This window comes from Roseobacter sp. (genome assembly GCF_045106495.1).
GTDB lineage: Bacteria > Pseudomonadota > Alphaproteobacteria > Rhodobacterales > Rhodobacteraceae > Roseobacter.
The window spans coordinates 55,757-72,314 of the sequence record NZ_JBGCEQ010000019.1; the positions used below are offsets into that span (position 1 = coordinate 55,757).

At 55.7% G+C, this 16,558-nt stretch carries 20 protein-coding genes; 10 read left to right on the forward strand and 10 right to left on the reverse strand.

The window, feature by feature from the left end:
* Positions 1 to 13 precede the first annotated feature (13 nt).
* The 8 genes from AB8B75_RS13150 to AB8B75_RS13185 all read right to left on the reverse strand — a co-directional run bounded on the left by AB8B75_RS13150 (position 14) and on the right by AB8B75_RS13185 (position 6,285).
* Positions 14 to 376, reverse strand: coding sequence for a MarR family EPS-associated transcriptional regulator (locus AB8B75_RS13150; protein ID WP_405362876.1), 363 nt, complete (start codon positions 374 to 376; stop codon positions 14 to 16).
* A 372-nt stretch (positions 377 to 748) separates the two neighbouring features.
* Positions 749 to 1,855: a pyrroloquinoline quinone biosynthesis protein PqqE gene (gene pqqE / locus AB8B75_RS13155; protein ID WP_405362878.1), complete on the reverse strand. Its 1,107-nt coding sequence runs from the start codon at positions 1,853 to 1,855 to the stop codon at positions 749 to 751.
* Positions 1,852 to 2,127, reverse strand: a complete 276-nt coding sequence (gene pqqD / locus AB8B75_RS13160; RefSeq protein WP_405362880.1) for a pyrroloquinoline quinone biosynthesis peptide chaperone PqqD — start codon at positions 2,125 to 2,127, stop codon at positions 1,852 to 1,854. The genes pqqE and pqqD overlap by 4 nt, the downstream gene beginning before the upstream one ends.
* A 1-nt stretch (position 2,128) precedes the next feature.
* A complete protein-coding gene (gene pqqC, locus AB8B75_RS13165; protein WP_405362881.1) occupies positions 2,129 to 2,878 on the reverse strand; it encodes a pyrroloquinoline-quinone synthase PqqC in 750 nt (249 codons plus the stop codon).
* Positions 2,879 to 3,772, reverse strand: a complete 894-nt coding sequence (gene pqqB / locus AB8B75_RS13170) for a pyrroloquinoline quinone biosynthesis protein PqqB (RefSeq protein ID WP_405362882.1) — start codon at positions 3,770 to 3,772, stop codon at positions 2,879 to 2,881.
* A gap of 22 nt (positions 3,773 to 3,794) precedes the next feature.
* Positions 3,795 to 3,893: a pyrroloquinoline quinone precursor peptide PqqA gene (gene pqqA, locus AB8B75_RS13175; RefSeq protein ID WP_405362884.1), complete on the reverse strand. Its 99-nt coding sequence runs from the start codon at positions 3,891 to 3,893 to the stop codon at positions 3,795 to 3,797.
* Between the two features lie 103 nt (positions 3,894 to 3,996).
* Positions 3,997 to 4,677, reverse strand: a complete 681-nt coding sequence (locus tag AB8B75_RS13180; RefSeq protein WP_405362886.1) for a response regulator transcription factor — start codon at positions 4,675 to 4,677, stop codon at positions 3,997 to 3,999.
* Positions 4,678 to 4,686: 9 nt separating this feature from the next.
* Positions 4,687 to 6,285 (reverse strand): ATP-binding protein, encoded by a 1,599-nt coding sequence (locus AB8B75_RS13185; RefSeq protein ID WP_405362888.1) that lies wholly within the window; start codon positions 6,283 to 6,285, stop codon positions 4,687 to 4,689.
* Between the two features lie 161 nt (positions 6,286 to 6,446).
* Here AB8B75_RS13185 and AB8B75_RS13190 point away from each other — a divergent pair, with 161 nt between their 5' ends.
* Complete coding sequence (locus AB8B75_RS13190) at positions 6,447 to 6,650, forward strand: hypothetical protein (protein WP_405362889.1); 204 nt, start codon at positions 6,447 to 6,449, stop codon at positions 6,648 to 6,650.
* A 9-nt stretch (positions 6,651 to 6,659) separates the two neighbouring features.
* Here the strand turns inward: AB8B75_RS13190 and AB8B75_RS13195 are convergent, their stop codons facing one another.
* Both AB8B75_RS13195 and AB8B75_RS13200 read right to left on the reverse strand, forming a co-directional pair.
* Positions 6,660 to 7,451 carry an ABC transporter permease gene (locus AB8B75_RS13195; RefSeq protein ID WP_405362890.1) on the reverse strand — a complete coding sequence of 264 codons (792 nt, stop codon included), beginning with the start codon at positions 7,449 to 7,451 and terminating at the stop codon, positions 6,660 to 6,662.
* Positions 7,448 to 8,167, reverse strand: a complete 720-nt coding sequence (locus AB8B75_RS13200; protein WP_405362892.1) for an ABC transporter ATP-binding protein — start codon at positions 8,165 to 8,167, stop codon at positions 7,448 to 7,450. Before AB8B75_RS13200 ends, AB8B75_RS13195 begins: the two co-directional genes overlap by 4 nt.
* 468 nt (positions 8,168 to 8,635) lie before the next feature.
* On the opposite strand from AB8B75_RS13200, the gene AB8B75_RS13205 reads away from it, so the two are divergent.
* The 9 genes from AB8B75_RS13205 (at position 8,636) to AB8B75_RS13245 (ending at position 16,556) form a co-directional block, all read left to right on the forward strand.
* Positions 8,636 to 9,607 carry a hypothetical protein gene (locus tag AB8B75_RS13205; RefSeq protein WP_405362894.1) on the forward strand — a complete coding sequence of 324 codons (972 nt, stop codon included), beginning with the start codon at positions 8,636 to 8,638 and terminating at the stop codon, positions 9,605 to 9,607.
* A 91-nt stretch (positions 9,608 to 9,698) separates the two neighbouring features.
* Entirely contained in the window at positions 9,699 to 10,655 is a 957-nt protein-coding gene (locus tag AB8B75_RS13210) for an AAA family ATPase (protein ID WP_405362896.1), read from the forward strand.
* 20 nt (positions 10,656 to 10,675) lie between these two features.
* A complete protein-coding gene (locus tag AB8B75_RS13215) occupies positions 10,676 to 11,584 on the forward strand; it encodes a DUF58 domain-containing protein (protein WP_405362898.1) in 909 nt (302 codons plus the stop codon).
* Complete coding sequence (locus AB8B75_RS13220) at positions 11,581 to 11,952, forward strand: hypothetical protein (RefSeq protein ID WP_405362899.1); 372 nt, start codon at positions 11,581 to 11,583, stop codon at positions 11,950 to 11,952. The genes AB8B75_RS13215 and AB8B75_RS13220 overlap by 4 nt, the downstream gene beginning before the upstream one ends.
* Complete coding sequence (locus tag AB8B75_RS13225; RefSeq protein WP_405362900.1) at positions 11,945 to 12,907, forward strand: VWA domain-containing protein; 963 nt, start codon at positions 11,945 to 11,947, stop codon at positions 12,905 to 12,907. Before AB8B75_RS13220 ends, AB8B75_RS13225 begins: the two co-directional genes overlap by 8 nt.
* Positions 12,907 to 13,803, forward strand: a complete 897-nt coding sequence (locus AB8B75_RS13230) for a VWA domain-containing protein (RefSeq protein ID WP_405362901.1) — start codon at positions 12,907 to 12,909, stop codon at positions 13,801 to 13,803. The genes AB8B75_RS13225 and AB8B75_RS13230 overlap by 1 nt, the downstream gene beginning before the upstream one ends.
* A complete protein-coding gene (locus tag AB8B75_RS13235; RefSeq protein WP_405362903.1) occupies positions 13,800 to 14,474 on the forward strand; it encodes a hypothetical protein in 675 nt (224 codons plus the stop codon). The genes AB8B75_RS13230 and AB8B75_RS13235 overlap by 4 nt, the downstream gene beginning before the upstream one ends.
* Complete coding sequence (locus AB8B75_RS13240) at positions 14,471 to 15,661, forward strand: hypothetical protein (protein WP_405362904.1); 1,191 nt, start codon at positions 14,471 to 14,473, stop codon at positions 15,659 to 15,661. The genes AB8B75_RS13235 and AB8B75_RS13240 overlap by 4 nt, the downstream gene beginning before the upstream one ends.
* Positions 15,662 to 15,836: 175 nt before the next feature.
* Complete coding sequence (locus AB8B75_RS13245) at positions 15,837 to 16,556, forward strand: LuxR C-terminal-related transcriptional regulator (RefSeq protein ID WP_405362905.1); 720 nt, start codon at positions 15,837 to 15,839, stop codon at positions 16,554 to 16,556.
* Positions 16,557 to 16,558: the final 2 nt, after the last annotated feature.

The following is a 16,558-nucleotide window of genomic DNA, read 5'->3' on the forward strand; positions in this document are numbered from 1 at the left end:
AGATCGCAGAGCTTCAGCATGTCGGAGAATGCTCCGAACGGGTCTCTTGTTCCGCTTCAAGGGTTTTGATTTCCTCTTCGAGAGCGTCATACTCCAAGCGCCGACGTTCCAGAAATCGAGTTGTCAGCGAATTTTTTGCAGCGATGCCTTTTGGGGTCAGCACATAAGCGCATTTGCGTTTGTCTTTGGTCGCAGCAGGCACGCATGTTCTGATCAGATCCGCTTCTATCAGAGCGCTCAGAATATAGTGGGTGCGCCCAAGACTCATGCCGATTGCATTGGCGAGCATACGCTGGCTGATTTCGGGGTTCTTCCAGAGCAAGCGCAATACTCTAAATCGCGCATCGTCATGTGCGCAGTTACGGTCTTGTTTCATTTCTAGGTTTCAACATAGCTACCGCATGAGGACCGCCTGCGACGCGCCATGACAAAAGGTCTAATAAAACAAGTCGAATCAAAAGCATTGTTCGAAATTGAACAGTATCAGAACGACCTTTGTGTGAAACCTGACAATTATTTTATACTTAATGGAATCTTCGTTGCGCTTTGCGAAACCGGCCAGAGGTTTAAGGGACGGATTGTATAAGCCCAAAGCTGTCTAATCCAAGATATATGCGACTTCGAAAGAAGCGTGTCTATGTCATGGGTCTTTTCATTCAAGCATCTGTTCGCGCGTGCCCTGAATGTCGGCCGCGACAAAGGCTGTGTCTTTGCGTAGGCGTTGGTAGGTTGGGCAACCTTGGCGGCTTTATTGAGCCGGTTCAGATAGTTTACCCGGGGAGACGCGGTAGGTTAAAGAGGCTTCGTCTTGTGCGGCATGCTGATCTGCCTGCGCCTGAAGCGCGCCGTGGTGCGGAGATTTGATGCAAACCGGATCGGTCGCGGCTGCATCTCCGACAATGGCCATGGCCTGGCAACGGCATCCGCCAAAGTCGATGGTTTTACGCTCGCAGCTTTTGCAGGGGTCCGCCATCCAATCGGTGCCGCGATAGGCATTAAAGGCGTCGCCGTTGTACCAGATGTCGCTCAGCGACCTTTCCTGTACCCGATCGAACGTCAAATGCGGGATGGATTGTGCTGCATGACAGGGCAGCACCTGACCATCGGGAATGACATTTAGCCCTGATGTACCCCACCCTCCCATGCACCGTTTGGGATAGTCTTCGTGGTAGTCCGCAGGAACATAGTCAATTACCAGGCGCCCTTTGAGTTCGGTGCGCGCCTTCGCCACGATCCTGGTGGCTTCCTTGGCCTGTTCGCGGGTCGGCATGAGCGCATCGCGGTTTTTGAGCGCCCACCCGTGAAATTGCACCGTAGCGACCTCAATCCGGCGCGCGCCCATTTCTTCGGCCATTTCTAAGGCGCGCGGCAGTTGGTGCAGATTGCGCCGATGCAAGACGGCGTTAAGCGTCAATGGGAAGCCAATAGCGCCGATCCATTCGGCCACCTGCAATTTGCGTTTGAACCCGCCGTTGTAGCCGCCAATTTCGTCGGCCATCTCCGGATTCGTGCCTTGAAGCGATAACTGCACATGGTCAAGCCCGGCCGCATCCAGTTGGGCGAGACGTTTTTCTGTCAATCCGATGCCGGAGGTGATCAAGTTGGTATAGAGACCGGCCTCACGGGCGGCGACAACGAGATCAACGAGGTCGCGGCGCGATGCGGGTTCGCCGCCGGATAAGTGTAGTTGCAGTACACCTAACTCCGCTGATTCACGAAAAACGCGCGCCCATGTGTCGGTGTCCAATTCCTGATCCTGTCGTGTCATTTCGACAGGGTTCGAGCAATAGGGGCAGGACAGCGGACACCGGTGTGTCAGTTCCGCCAACATGGCGATAGGGCGGGGTGCCGTCATGCAAGCACGTCCAGAAATCTGCGATTGCGCAATGCGTCAAGAAACCCGGCGCTGTCTTTTACAATTTCGTCGACGGGCGCGTCATAACGCTTGGCCAATGTACTGGTAATGTCTGCGAAACTGCGTGCACCATCCACTTCCGTCAGTATAGCGTGTCCTACCATGTCCAACGTGATCGCGCGTTCCGGCGCCAGCAATACCCAGGTATCACGCACCTTGTCATGATGCAGGCGTACGCCGCGGGGCAGGGCGGGGATATCCGTTGCGAGCATGTCAGGAGGCCTTCTGAAGCAAAACGCCTTCACCCGGACGCCAGGCTCCGGGCGGAATCCGTGCAGGCTCCACATAGGCGCCCCAGAGTGCGTCGAGTTGGGACCAAAGCACGTCAGTTTTGAAGATCAAAGCCGCTGCGGCTGCATCCTGCTTTTCGGCTGTATCCGCATGGTCCAAAACCCATGCGAGACCAAAGGCAACATCCTTGGGCGCCTCTTTCAAACGGTTCTTGAAATAAGAAAGGGATCTGTCATCCGCGAAATCATAGTTTTTCAGAAGGCCCTGGATGCGGTTTGCATGGATTTTCGGGGCGAACAGTTCTGTCAGCGACGCGCTGACCGCTTCCAGAAGCGTTTTTTCCCGCACGTACCGGACATAGGCATCGACTGCAAATTTCGTGCTGGGAAGCACACCTTGACAGGATGCCACATAGTCAGGATCAAGTCCCACGGCCTCCGCCAGACGCAGCCAACGCCGAATACCGCCTTCATTGTCCGAGGTGCCATCGTGATCTTCGATCCGCGAGCGCCATTGGCGACGCAAATTGGGATCTTCGACGCGCGACATGAATGCGGCGTCTTTCATGGGAATTGAGTGCTGGTAGTAATATCTGTTGATTACCCAGGCACGCACTTGATCGGGGGTGCACTTGCCGCCGTGCAACAGATCATGGAAAGGATGCAGATCGTGATACCTTTCGGCACCAATCTGGCGCAGGCGGGCTTCGAATGCGTCGCGGGTCTGGGTCATTTATGTGATCTCCATTCCATCCTGGCCTATTGTCCACCCGGCCGCCTCGGCAGCGGCTTTTTCTTCCGATCCAGGCCGCAGAACCGGATTCGTGTTGTTCATATGCACAAAGATCTTTTGACCGATGTTCAATTCCTTAAATGCTGCGAGGGATCCGTCGGGTCCGCTCATGGACATATGTCCCATGCGTGCGCCGGTTTTCTGTCCCAGACCAGCGCACACCATTTCGTCATCTTGCCACAGCGTGCCGTCGAAAAACAACAGATCCGCACCCTCCAGACGTCCGCGCAGATCATCGGTCAAAAGAGCACAGCCCGGAATGTAAAACGCAGCCTTGTCACTGGTCTCAAGTGTCACGCCTACGGTTTGATCACCGATCAGGTCGGTTTGAACGACATCGCCTTCAAGGTAGAGCGGTACTTTGCCCGGGACCGGAAACAACGTGGCTTTTATTCCCGGTGCAAGCGTGAAGGGCGTATCCAGTGCGATCGTCTCGCGTGCGACGACCGCTGCATTGAGTGCGTCGAACATAGGGTTCTGGGACAGAACGTCATGAATCCCTGACGTGGCAAAAAGCGTGAAAGGCTGCATTTCGCGTAGCGTCAGCAAGCCAGCTACGTGGTCAATGTCGCCGTTGGTGACGAGCACCGACGTCAACGGCAATGTCCGCAATCCGGTAGGATGCAAGGGAGGGGCCTGCGCGAGTTGGTGACGTATGTCTGGCGACGCATTTAAGATCGCCCAAGATTCACCGTTGCCTGAGACAGCCAACGACGACTGCGTCTGAGGCGGTATTTTACCATTGCGAGCGAGATCGCAATTTTTGCAACCACAGTTCCATTGCGGCAGACCGCCGCCCGCAGCTGCTCCAAGAATGTGCGCGCGGAATGTCATCTAAACGCCCGCGCGCAGATACTTAGATCAGGACTTCGCGCTCTTCGTCGCCGTCCGGGCCGTACATGTTGATTTCCATGCCGCATTCGATTTCGCGGATGATTGGTTTGGTCCAAGCCATGAGTCTTCCTCCTAAAAGCGTCAACGCTACTATCCTACCGTTGCAGATGTCGGCTTCCGGGGCGACTCTTAATTTTTAAGAAACGATAAGACTTTGGTCTATATCACCGCGCATCGATAAGCGGCAGTTGGCCCGTCACGCAGAAGCCTTGATTTCGTACTGTTTTGATTTCAAAACCAAAATCAGAAAAGGAGAGCTTCTTGCGAAGATATCCAATGTACACGTCAACCACATTTTCGTTACTTGATCCTTCGCAGGCCCAAAGCGCATCAAAAATTTGGGCGCGCGATACCGGCGTATTTGCGTGCTGAACCAGAAGTTCCAACAACGAGAATTCACGCTCTGTCAGGCTTGTTTCATGGAGATCATTGGAAAGAATGCGGGTGTCACGCGAGATGCGCGCTGGCACAGGTCGCATCAGGCTGACGCGATGTTCCTGTACCTTGAGGCGGGCAACCAACTCATCGAAATCGAAGGGTTTCACGACGTAGTCATCCGCGCCTGCTGCCAGCCCGGCGGCTCGGTGTTCGACTTCTGACAAGGCGGAGAGCATGAGGATGGGCAGAGTGGCACCCGATGCCCGGGCCGCCCGAACCAGATCGATGCCGCTGTCTGCTCCGAGCATAACATCAACGATAGCGCCTGCATGTGAGCCTGATTGTATTCGTTTCAACGCGCGATCTGCGCGGTTTTCTGTTTCCGTTTCGTATCCATGCAGACCGAGCCCGCGCGCCAGTGCGGATGTAATTTCGGGGTCATCGTCAATGATAAGGAGCTTGCTCATGGTTGCAGACTAAACGCGCGCGCAAGGCAGGAGAACCGAGATTTTGGTGCCGGGTCCCGTGCCAAGGGCCTCGGCTCTGGGCAACGGGCTGGTGAGCGTGATGTCGCCTTGCTGGGCTTCGATTACCCAGCGGACCAGCGCCAGTCCAACGCCAAAGCCCTGGTGCGCCGTCGCGGATTGGCCCTGCGCGAAACGGTCAAAAACCCGTGGTTGATCCTCGGCATTTATCCCGGGCCCGTTGTCGGTAATTGAAACGCCGGCTCGAGCAGTCTCAACCTCCGGGGAAATCTGCAAGTCCTGGCCATGACGCGCATGCCGAATGGCGTTTCGGATCAGGCTGACGATCACTTGTCGCACCCAGTTGGGATCGCAGTGCAGGCTTATGTCGGGCATGTCGGCAACGTGCAAAACCATCCCTGCACTGTCAACTTCGGCTTGAATTTCCAACCGCACATCGTGCAAAAGCTCGGACAGCGCGGTGACTTGCGGGTCAAGTGCAAGCTCGCCCGTATCTGAACGCGCCAGACGCAACAGGTCGTCGATGCGCCGGTTTAAACGCGCCGCGCGTGCTTCGATCGTCGCGAAAGCGTCTTGCGCATTGGGGCTGCCTTTTTTGCCAATTTGGGCTTCCAAAAGGATGACGGTCAGCGGGGTCCGCAGTTCGTGGCTGATGTCGGCAAAAAACCGACGCCTCTTTTCATCCGTTTCAGCCAAAGAGGCATTGGCGGCCTGCAGCTCTTGGGTACGCTGCGCGATGGTTTCATTCAACCTGGCCCATTCGGCCGCTACGTCTTGTTTTCGTGCCAAAAGCGCTGCGGCCATTCGGTTTGTTTCAAGCGACAGTTGGCCGATTTCATCCATTCTTGTGACAGGCAGGGTCACGGTAAAGTCTTCTTGCCCGATCTGATGGGCAGCCCTTTGCAAATGATCCAGACGCCTGAATTGCGGCCGGATCAAACCAAAATAGAAAAGCGCCACCGCCAGCAATGTAGCGAATGCGATGCCGACAGCAATGAAAGTCAACCGGCGACGCAGTGCGTCAATGCCCGACAGAATATTGTTTCTAAACAAAACTTCGTTGTTAACGGCCTGGCTTAACAATTGTTCGAAACTGGATGCGAAACTGTCCAAGTAGGGTTTGAGACTGGAAGGATCTCTCGTATCAGTCGCAAGACCGTCCAGCGTAGTGGTCAGCATCGCTTCCATTCGTGCCAGTCCCAGAGACTGTGCGCCATGCCGCGATTGTTCGTCCAGTCCCAGTGCATTAGCTGCCGCGATCGCGTCTTCAACTTCCTTGTGCAAAAGAATAAAACTGCGCCGCATTTGTTCAGTGACTGGACCAATACGGTCCATCCGCGCATCTTTTTCTTGGCCTGTTTGTACGGCTTCTGTTGCGACAACCAGAAGCGTGGAGGCTTGTGTGGAAAGGTTGGCATAACGTGCCATACGGTTTTCGGATGCAAGCGTTGTGTCCAGGCGTTCGGCAACCTCGTTGAGGCCAAGATAGAGGATCAACGCGATGACAATTGTGCCCGTGCCCAATAGTGCCGCTCCGATACCAAGCCGAAGCTTAAGAGAGAGTACGGATCTCGGGAGAGCTTTTTTCATCCTGCGCTAAGCCAATGCCGATGCCAGAAAGACTGCCAAAAATATAGGCAAATACCAGTAATCATTGGTTCAGAAGGGTTGGTTAACACTACATTTACCGACTTTAGTATAGGTTTTTCGCATAAATTCGAGCAGAAACGAAGAGCGGGAAACCCTGTCCAATGATTGAACTTTTGTTTGTGGCATGTCTGTCTACAGCGCCGGATCAATGCCAAGAGCGTAGTCTTGTTTTTACCGATGTGAACCCGATGCAGTGTTTGATGGGTGCACAGCCAGAGCTTGCGAAATGGGTTGCGGGGCATCCGAACCAGCAGATCAAAAGCTGGCGCTGTCGTACGGTGTCCTTTGCAGAGCAAGATGCCTGAACGCACGGTTTAACCTTTGCGTTTCATCAGGCCGCGGGCTGGATCATAGCCCCAGACGGCCAGCAAGCTGAGCAGGAGCGTGCTGAGGAGTACCCAGACCAGCGCGGACAGGTTAAATTGCAGATAGAACAGGAACCGGATGAGTTCTACGACATGTGTGAACGGGTTGAACGCGCAAATATCGCGTAAAAGCGGCGAGCTTTCTGCCATTTTCCACAATGGATAAAGCGCCGACGACATAAAAAACATCGGGAAGATCACGAAATTCATCACACCTGCGAAGTTCTCCAGTTGGGATATGAAACTGGAAAGAACGAGTCCCAAAGCACCAAGCATCAATCCGCCCAGGATAAGCCCCGGTAACACAGTCACATAGCCCAGAGGCGGCATGGTTATACCGAAAAGGGCGGCAATTCCCAGGAAAGCGTAAACTTGAAGTATTGAAATTGCCGTTGATCCGAACAATCTGCAAAAAAGCAGCCACCATCTGGGATAGGGGCTGGTCAGAAGCAATCGCATTGACCCCATTTCCCGGTCGTAGACCAGGCTGAGGGAGCTTTGCATGCCATTGAAAAGCAAGACCATGGCGCACAGCCCCGGCACAATATACGTCTCATAGGTGATGTATGTCTGGTAGGGCGGAATGATCGACAGCCCGAGCGCTGCCCGAAACCCAGCTGCGAAAATTAGCAGCCAAACCAAAGGGCGCACGAGTGCGGCGATGAAGCGCTCTCTTTGGTGAACAAACCGCAGGAATTCGCGGCCCACGATGGCACGGGTCACGCCCCAATATCCGGTCATGCAGCGGCTCCTGTGTGGCTCAAAAACCAATTTGACAATGTTTGTTTGCCGCGAATATCGCCGGTTTGCCCGGTGGCGACGATTTGGCCCTGGTGCAACACTAGCAACGCGTCACTGTCGCGCACCTCGTCGGTCAAATGCGTTGCCCATAGCACACCGAGACCGTCATCTGCCAAGTCATGCACGTGGTCTGTGATTGATTGACGCGCCGCGGCATCCAGGCCAACGGTTGGTTCGTCCAGTATCAATACCTTGGGCTGATGCAACAAAGCGCGGGCCAGTTCCATGCGTCTGCGATGTCCACCGTTCAAAGCGCTGGCCTTTTCATCGGCGCGTGTGCGCATATCGAGCCGGTCAAGTGCCGCGTCTATGCGCCCGGATGTTTCCCCGCCGGCGATCCCGTGCAGAGCGGCAAAATACTTCAGGTTTTGCCTGACCGTCAGGTTTAGATCCAAGGTGGGCTGTTGAAAGACAACACCCAGTTCAGCCAGTGCTTTTCTGGGCGTAGCGCGCAAATCATGCCCCGCGATGCGAATTTCGCCGGACGGGGCCACCAAGAGGCGCGTCAGCAATGAAACAAGGGTTGATTTTCCCGCCCCGTTCGGTCCCAAGAGTGCGCAAAACCGCCCGGACCCGACTTCAAACGCGACATTGTCGAGGGCCTGCTTTTGTCCGTAGCGAAAACTCAGGCTCTTGACGGTCAGGCATTTTGTCATTCATTGCGTCCTTCGCCGGTCGTATTGGCCCGGGTTAATTCTCTTGACTTGGGCAACTTGCATTGAAAACAGAAAGGCGACAAGCGGTCCATCGCGGCTTTTGGCTGTACTGCTTAGTGCCCTGAGGTTTCGGGCGGCCAATTTACCATGAGATAAGACTGGCTACGGCTGGTTTTCGGTTGCTCAATAGCCCGCGCTGCAAGTGTACCAAATCGAATTGAAAACGACAAAGGACGGCGTGTTCGCAGCAGTCAAACGCCACCGAGGGAGGCATCAAAAGATCGCTGCAATGACAAAATGTGCTCTTACTCATGGTTTGAGGGCAGTTGCTCCGCTTCTTCCATAAGAGCGAGAGTAAGCTGTCTTCGAAGTGACTTACGAATGGGTTCGACGTTGTTTTTGCGACTTGCCCCAATTCTCGCAGACCGTTTTTGCAAAGCTGTTTTCAACCAATTGACGGTTAAACGCGTGGACGAAATCGCATATGCGCCCTACGTTCGGTCGAACTATGAGAAAGATACGATGCACCTATTTGTTCTGAGTTTCTGTTTTGCACTGCTTGTAGTCTCGCCATCGGCCGCCGATCGCGCGACCTATGTTGATCTGGCCCGGCAAGGATGGAACTACCAGTTGCGTACCACAATGCTGGGTCGCGACATGTCTATTCCGGTGCACATCAACGGTCGAGATCTTGCCGGTTCCAGCCTATGTGTTGTCGGTGAAAAGCCGCATCCGAGATCCTTGGAGATCATCAATGCTTTTCGTGCGCTGTCGGCGCATGTTTTCGCCAAACCGCTGACAATGCGATACGCGGGAAAAGATGCCAGTGGGTGTGGTACCGGGCGTACAGTCATACTGCGGCTTTATTCCGGCCATCCTCCCAATCGCGCGTTTTCATCTGATTTGCATTGGATGAATCAGACGTATCAGCTGGGTCTGTCGGATAACAATTTTTATGCGGCAACGTCGCCAGCGATGGCGCAGACGTTTTTTGGTCGACGCGGGCAGGGCACTCATATCATGGTCAAACAGCCTGCCCTGTCACACCCGGGACAGCTGGAGCGGGCTTTTTACAAGTCCATTCTCGTCGAAGAACTGTTCCAATCTTTTACATATGGCATGGATATATTGCAATTTGACCGCACGGCGGCGTTTCAGTCCAAACTCCAGGAAAAGCCTTTTAGTCTCTATCGGTTACCTTGGAACTCGCATGACTTCATGCGGGCATTACTGCGCTCGAATCCTGCAGGTTTATGCGCCTTTGACGTTTTCATGATGCATGCCGTTGCCCTTGCACCGGTCGACCAGACCGTTGACCCTGACTTCATCGATTTCATCGACCGCGAATATGAACAATTGGTGGCACAGGCCACCGCAACAATGGCGGACGCCCGATTTTCTGCCATTGTCGCACCGGGGTGCCTGCGCGCGCCAACCTGAACAGAGTAATACTTTCGGTTGGGTATGCGTAAAGGGGTTATCCCGCTACCGTGTCTTCCAAAAGGTTGCCGAAAAGCGACCGGGAGGAAACATGGATACAAGACCTGACCCCGCCGGCTCGGGTACTTCGTCACTTTCGTCGTATTTGTCAAATGGGCTTGTGGGGCATGATGTCTTGATCGAGCGGTTGCTGATCGCTCTGTTAACGGGGGGTCATCTGTTGGTTGAAGGCCCTCCGGGCGTCGCCAAGACTCGGGCCGTGAAATGGTTGTCTGACGCAGTGGAGGGTAGTTTTGCGCGCATCCAATGCACGCCGGATCTTATGCCGTCAGATTTGACGGGCACGCCCGTCTACAACCCGCAAGACGGATCGTTTGAATTTGTGCGCGGGCCCGTTTTCAACAACCTTGTTCTGATCGATGAGATCAATCGCGCCCCACCCAAAGTGCAATCCGCACTGCTCGAAGCCATGGCTGAGCATCAGGTGACCACTGGAAATGAAACGCATGGTTTGCCGGATCCCTTTCTGGTGGTGGCAACGCAAAACCCGATTGAACATGATGGAACGTTCCCCCTGCCAGAGGCACAAATGGACCGGTTTTTGTTGCATGTGATGGTGGGACTGCCCGACTTGGAAACGGAACGTCGCATCCTCGATTTGGTCGAGGCTGAAACACAAGGCGGTACATCCCCAGTGCAAGGGATGTCGCTGAATGAGCTGGCGGCGGCAAGGGTGTCCGTGCGCAATGTCCATCTTGCATCGGAACTGCGCGACTACATTGTACGACTGGTACTGGCCACACGCGAAGGGCCATTGGCAGCCGACATTGAGCATGCCGTATCGCCGCGAGGGTCTCTGGCCTTGGCCTCCGCGTCGCGCGCGCGGGCTTTCTTGCAGGGCCGCGATTATGCCTTGCCGGAGGATGCGGCTGCCGTGGCCGGGGACGCTTTGGCGCATCGCATGGTCTTAAGCTGGCGCGCGGTGGCGGATGGGCGCAAACCGCGTGACGTTGTGGCGGATGTGCTGAACGCCACTCATCCTTTATGATGGGCGCGGAGACTGTTGCTGTGCCCGGTGCCTTGGACGCACCCGGGGTTCGTTTGCAATCGGATTCATTGATTGCTTTGCGGCGCGTGGCGTTGAACGCACAAGCCGCCCCGGTACTTGCTGCATTGCCCGGTGGCTTCTCAACCCCTCGCAAGGGGCATGGGTTGGAAGTGGCCGACATGCGGGAATATGTTGCTGGCGACGATTTTAGGCATCTGGACCGGGGCACAACAGCGCGCACCGGTCGCTTGCATGTGCGCCAGTTTCAGGAAGAGCGCGACCGGGTCAGCTTGTTGATTGCGGATTTCAGACCATCGATGTTCTGGGGTATGCGGCGGGCGTTTCGGTCGGTTGCCGCAGCAGAAGCCTTGGCGCTGATCGGCTGGCAAGTGGTTGAAAGCGGCGGGCGCGTGGGCTTGCTGGCCATAACGTCGGACGATTATGTGATCGTCCCACCCCGCGGTCGGACACGCGGGATGCTGGATGTGATCGGCGGTATGGTGCAGGCGCATAATGCAGGTTTGAGAGCCATGGCTGCCGGGCAAGATCCACAGGACCCCGCGCTTGATTTGGCCTTGTTGCGGGCGGACCGCTTGGTGCCGTCGGGTTCTGAATTGCTCATCGCGTCGGGGTTTGACATGCCCGGCTCCGGCTTAGATGACAGGCTTGATGCTCTTGCGCGAAGACGCATGCCCAGGCTTATTCAGGTGACCGATGCGCAGATCGCAAGCATGCCGCGCGGGCGTTACCCGATCCGAATGACGGACGGTCGCCGTATCCGATTGAACTTGGGCGGTAAAACACCGGCTGTCGAAACAGATACGGTAAACATTGCGGGCCGTGTGGCATTGGTCGTCGACGCCGGTGAAGAGGTCGAGCACATGGCGCGCCGCCTGATGGCGGCTTTTCCAACGGAGCGTGCCGCATGACCGATCGCGCAATGAGTGAAGAGGCGATGCTGACCAGCCTGCGCGACATTCATTTGCCTGCTGAAGCCGCAGGGGGTTTCATCGCCGATGTTGCAGTTGCCGTCGGCATGGCCAGCCTGCTTGCTCTAGCCCTTGCCGGTATTTTGCGGGCTTTGAGCTTGCAGCGGAAATCCGCAGCGAAAGTAACTTTAAGCGACCGAATAGCAGCTTTGGCGCAATTGCCGGAACGGGAAAAGCGCGTTGCTCTTTTGCACCTTTTGCGGGCGCGGGCACCGGAGCGGTATTCAGCACTTCGAGGACCGATTTATCAGCCCGGAGGAGGTATCGATGTCGCGACGCTGGAGGCGGAGGTAAACCGTCTTGTTTGAACTTGCTGATCCTTGGATGCTGTTGTTTTTGCCGGTGCCGTTCCTTGCGCTGCGATGGCTTGATGGCGAACGAATGGTGGGTGGTGCTATCACAGTACCGGATCGTATCGGAAGTGCCCTTATGGCCGCCGGGCGACAGGGCATGGGACGTGCGGGTTTAGGTGTCAGGCAGGTGATGTTGTGGATGATCTGGGCGCTTTTGCTAATTGCAGCGTCCGGACCGCGCGATCTGGCCCCCGTTTCAGCGCTCAAAATTACCGGTCGAGACCTGGCAATTGTGCTGGATTTGTCTGGGTCTATGGTGCGCGATGATTTCCATTTGGATGGTGCGCAAACTACCCGTTTGGAGGCAGTCACAACCGTAGGTGCGGAGTTCGCCCGCAGACGCGGTGGTGACCGGGTGGCATTGATTGTCTTTGGGTCGGAAGCCTACTATGCCGCCCCGTTTTCTTTTGATGTCGAAGCGATTGCGCGGCGTATTGAAAATGCCCAGATCGGGATATCCGGTCGCGCGACCAACATCTCCGATGGGCTGGGATTGGCGCTCAAACGGATGGCGGATAGTACGGCGGCGACACGTGTCGTGATCCTGCTCTCGGATGGTGTGAACAATGCCGGTGCGACCAACCCCCGCGGTGTTGCCGAGCTTGCCGCGCAGATGGGCGTGCGTGTGCACACCATCGCGCTCGGACCCAAGGATCTCAGCTCGGCGGAGGTCGGCGAACGTGGCGTGGTGGATGCCGCAACCTTGCGCGCCATTTCTCAAATCTCGGGTGGCGAGAGTTTCCGCGTCAAGACCACAGAAGACCTTGTGGCTGTGACTGACGCGCTGGACAGGCTGGAAGCCATAGAAAGCCAAGGGCTCGCGGCGGAGGTTTTTCGGGACTACTGGGTTTGGCCCGCAGGATTTGCAGCTCTCTTGAGCCTGGGCTTGGCATGGAGAGAGTTGGCATAATGGGGCCCGAAGTCACATTGCTGCGCCCGCTTTGGCTTTTGGCTTTGCCAGTGCTGGCGGGGTTTGGCTGGTGGCTCTACACGCGGCGGGGTGGTCTTGGAGATTGGCAAAGGGCGACGGATCCCGCGCTGTTACGTGCGATGCAGGCACTGGGACGCGTCGACAACAACGCTTCGCGCGCGCCGCTTTTGGCGATGCTGGCCGCCGTTGCCCTGACCGTGCTGGCCTTGGCCGGACCTGCAGTTGAGCGGCGCGATACCTTGTCTTTCAGGAACCTGGACGGTGTGATTTTTTTGGTTGATGCTTCCGCAAGCGTCATCGAAGACGCGCGTTGGCCGCAGATGCTGACCATGGGACGATTTGGTCTGGCGTCTTTGGGGACACGTCCGGGCGGGCTGATTGTCTTTGCCGGTGACGCGTACATTGCAACGGATATGACGCTCGATCATTTGCAACTGGGCCAAACGCTTTCCCTAATCGATGCTCAAACCGTACCGGATCCGGGCTCGCGCCCGGAGCGGGCCTTGATGATGGCGTCCGAATTGCTCGAGACGGCGGAGATCATCGCGGGCGATGTCATCTTGCTAACCGATGGCGCTGGTCTGGGTGCATCTTCTCTGCAGGCTGCGGCGCGCATATCTGCGCAGGGTGCTCGACTTTCGCTGGTGTCGCTAAGTCAATCGGACGCGGCATTCGCAACCCATGCCGCCACAGGTGAGGGCAAGGTATTCACCCTCGATGAAACCGATGCGCTGGCCGATTGGTTGTCAGAAAGCGCACGCACCCGACTGGAAGCGCAGAACTATCCCCTGCTGTTTTGGAAAGACATGGGTCGTTATGTGTTGGTTTTGGCCCTGTTTCCCTTGCTCACTCTTTTTCGCAGGCAAGTGACATGAAGGCGTTGGCCATCATCTCTGCGTCGGCGCTGGCATTGGCTCTTTTTCTGGGTGGCACAGCACCTTTTGGGCGCGCTCTGTTGGCTTTGGGTCAGCCGGGCGTGGCGGCATATTTCTTTCGGGCCCCTGAGTGGCAAGGTGTCGCGCATTATCGGGCCGGTGATTATGATAGAGCGGCGGTGCTTTTTGCGCAGGCGCGCGCGCCATTCAATTTGGGCAATGCAGAAGCGCACCGGGGTCACCATGCTGCAGCTTTGGAAGCATTTGACCTGGCGCATGCCCAGGATCATCCTGATGCGATGGCGAATTTTGACGTGGTATCAGCCTACTATGCGGGTCTTGGTGTAGACCCGGAGGCGTTGGCATTGTTCCCAAAACGCAAAGAAGGCCCCAAGGAAGAGAGCTTTGTCGCGCGCGGCAATGCGCGGGCGGCCGGAACAGGCAGCGATGTCACAAATGCCAATACAATGCTTGGACTGGCGCAGCTCGACAGCCGGGGGCAATTGGGCGTGCGGCGTATTTTCGACGACAAATTCATGCTGGCAGATGACCGATGGCTGGAACAACTGGCGGATGTGCCGGGCGAATATCTGGCGGCAAGAATTGCGCAGGCGCATAAGCAGCGCGTAAAACTCGGAATATCACCCCCAGTGCCGGAGGATCCCAGATGAAAATGTTGCTGTGCGCTTTATTTGTGCTGTGGCCGTTTTGCGTGTGGGCGCAGTCCAAGACGGTTCTGCCGTCCGAGTTATCCCTTCAAGTCGAGGTCGAGAAAACAGATCACACGACGCTGGCCCGCGAGATGGTGATAGTGAACATCAAGGGTGTTTACCGCCGTCACATTACCCTTGAACAACTCGTACAACCAGACCTGGAGGGCTTCAGCTGGACGCAACTGGGCAATGACACATGGCGCGAAGAGCGGTTGAACGGGGAAAAGGTAAAGACATTCAGCCGACGCATGGCACTTTTCCCAGATCAGCCCGGAGAGCTTACAATCGGCGCGTTCACACATAGCCTGACGCTAACCGATGAACGGGACGATTGGTTTGAGCATGATATTGCATCGCAACCTGTTGTCATTTCCGTCGCTCCGGCGCCTGCGGATCAAGAGTGGTGGTTTCCTGTCAGATCTCTGAAAGTATCGGATCAGTGGTCGAATGCGCCGGATCAACTGGTACCGGGTGAGGGGGTGCTGAGGGTTGTCCGGATCGAAGCTCTCGGGGTTACGCCGGAAATGATCCCACCTATGCCAACGCTGCATTCGCCCTCGGCCATGATCTTCCCCCATCCGGAAAAACGCTTTGTCGAACTGTCACCGGATGGCCCGCTGTCCTACGCCTTTTGGCGTTGGACCATTCGCCCCAGTAACGACACGTCAACGATCGTCGAGCCCTTGAGCTTCGATTATTTTGATACCGCCAATCGCATCGACCGCTCGGTGACGATCTCAGCGCAGCGCGTGGCCTATGGATCGGTGGTGCCGGATTCGGAGATACGCAAAACCAAACCAGAGGATTTAATGCAGGCAAGTTTGCCGGGTTGGCCGTTGTTGATACTCGCCGCTTTCGTTTGCGTGTTTGGTGTCATCTATACTGTCGCGGGTCGTCAAATCATGGGCTTGCGGGCTCTGCACCGCTTTCGACTGTTTGATCCGCTTGCGCGGCAGATGCGGCATGCCGCGCAAGCAGGAGATTTGTACCGGATGCGACGTACTGCCGCTGCACTTTTGAAACGCGATGGGCCATCTGAACCCCGAAAAAGGATACTGAGCCAATTGGATCAGTCGGTATTTGGAAAAGGTGAAAAGCCTGAATCTTTGCGCGATATGGCCCGGTCTTTTCTGACAGCAAGCTAAATGCGGATCTTATGTTGCCTCCTACATATTTGCATTATAGTGCGTTAATTGGGCTAAAATTCGCCAAACTGGAAGCGCGTGTCCAACCATTGTGCATAATTTAGTCAGAGTTTTCCCCAGAAGCAGTTGATAATTCGCCTATTAGGGGTACCATTGCCACCGGGAGGACGAAGTTATGGAACACGCAGGTGCGCCAATCCGAGAGGATGCCATCTCACGGATTCTGATCGTAGATGATCACCCTTTGTACAGTGATGCGCTTGAATCGGCATTGGAGCTGGTTTTCAGCGACTGCGAGATCCACAAGGCTTCCAACCTTGGGGAAGCCATTCAGGAGGCAAGCTCGGGATTTGATCCCGAGTTGGTAATGTTCGATCTGAAATTGCCGGATGTGACTGGTATTTCGGGGTTCGTGAAGCTGAGAAAAACTCTCCCACAAGCACGTATTCTAGTCATATCATCTTTGGCATCATTTGATCTTGTTCATTCCTTGCTGCGCGAAGGGGCTTCGGGGTTTTTACCGAAAGATACGTCAGCAAGAGCTCTAAGATCAGTCTTGGCCGAAATCACGGCCGGTCGAACTTACGTTCCGAAGGATTATCAGCAACCAAACCGCTGTGATCGCGATAGTGTCCCACTCGAGCTGGACCATCCGAAACTGGCAGAACTGACCCCGCAGCAACAGCGGATCATGCGTTTGATTTGCTGTGGTAAGCCGAACAAGCAGATTGCTTATGAGCTGTCCTTGGCAGAAGCCACGGTAAAGGCGCATATCACTGCACTCTTGCGGCGCCTTGGCGTGCGCAATCGAACGCAGGCTGTTGTGATGGTTGAAGGTGCTCTGGCCGCGCAACGCGGTCCTGAACCAGAAGCGCGTGCCTTTCTCAAGCACTAGCA

Coding starts and splice junctions, on each gene's coding strand:
- AB8B75_RS13235 (WP_405362903.1), top strand. CDS start 13,800: ATGAAGGCGTTGGCCATCATCTCTGCGTCGGCGCTGGCATTGGCTCTT.
- AB8B75_RS13240 (WP_405362904.1), top strand. CDS start 14,471: ATGAAAATGTTGCTGTGCGCTTTATTTGTGCTGTGGCCGTTTTGCGTG.
- AB8B75_RS13185 (WP_405362888.1), bottom strand. CDS start 6,285: ATGAAAAAAGCTCTCCCGAGATCCGTACTCTCTCTTAAGCTTCGGCTT.
- pqqC (WP_405362881.1), bottom strand. CDS start 2,878: ATGACCCAGACCCGCGACGCATTCGAAGCCCGCCTGCGCCAGATTGGT.
- pqqE (WP_405362878.1), bottom strand. CDS start 1,855: ATGACGGCACCCCGCCCTATCGCCATGTTGGCGGAACTGACACACCGG.
- AB8B75_RS13245 (WP_405362905.1), top strand. CDS start 15,837: ATGGAACACGCAGGTGCGCCAATCCGAGAGGATGCCATCTCACGGATT.
- AB8B75_RS13220 (WP_405362899.1), top strand. CDS start 11,581: ATGACCGATCGCGCAATGAGTGAAGAGGCGATGCTGACCAGCCTGCGC.
- AB8B75_RS13180 (WP_405362886.1), bottom strand. CDS start 4,677: ATGAGCAAGCTCCTTATCATTGACGATGACCCCGAAATTACATCCGCA.
- AB8B75_RS13150 (WP_405362876.1), bottom strand. CDS start 376: ATGAAACAAGACCGTAACTGCGCACATGACGATGCGCGATTTAGAGTA.
- pqqB (WP_405362882.1), bottom strand. CDS start 3,772: ATGACATTCCGCGCGCACATTCTTGGAGCAGCTGCGGGCGGCGGTCTG.
- AB8B75_RS13195 (WP_405362890.1), bottom strand. CDS start 7,451: ATGACCGGATATTGGGGCGTGACCCGTGCCATCGTGGGCCGCGAATTC.
- AB8B75_RS13200 (WP_405362892.1), bottom strand. CDS start 8,167: ATGACAAAATGCCTGACCGTCAAGAGCCTGAGTTTTCGCTACGGACAA.
- pqqA (WP_405362884.1), bottom strand. CDS start 3,893: ATGGCTTGGACCAAACCAATCATCCGCGAAATCGAATGCGGCATGGAA.
- AB8B75_RS13210 (WP_405362896.1), top strand. CDS start 9,699: ATGGATACAAGACCTGACCCCGCCGGCTCGGGTACTTCGTCACTTTCG.
- AB8B75_RS13230 (WP_405362901.1), top strand. CDS start 12,907: ATGGGGCCCGAAGTCACATTGCTGCGCCCGCTTTGGCTTTTGGCTTTG.
- pqqD (WP_405362880.1), bottom strand. CDS start 2,127: ATGCTCGCAACGGATATCCCCGCCCTGCCCCGCGGCGTACGCCTGCAT.
- AB8B75_RS13190 (WP_405362889.1), top strand. CDS start 6,447: ATGATTGAACTTTTGTTTGTGGCATGTCTGTCTACAGCGCCGGATCAA.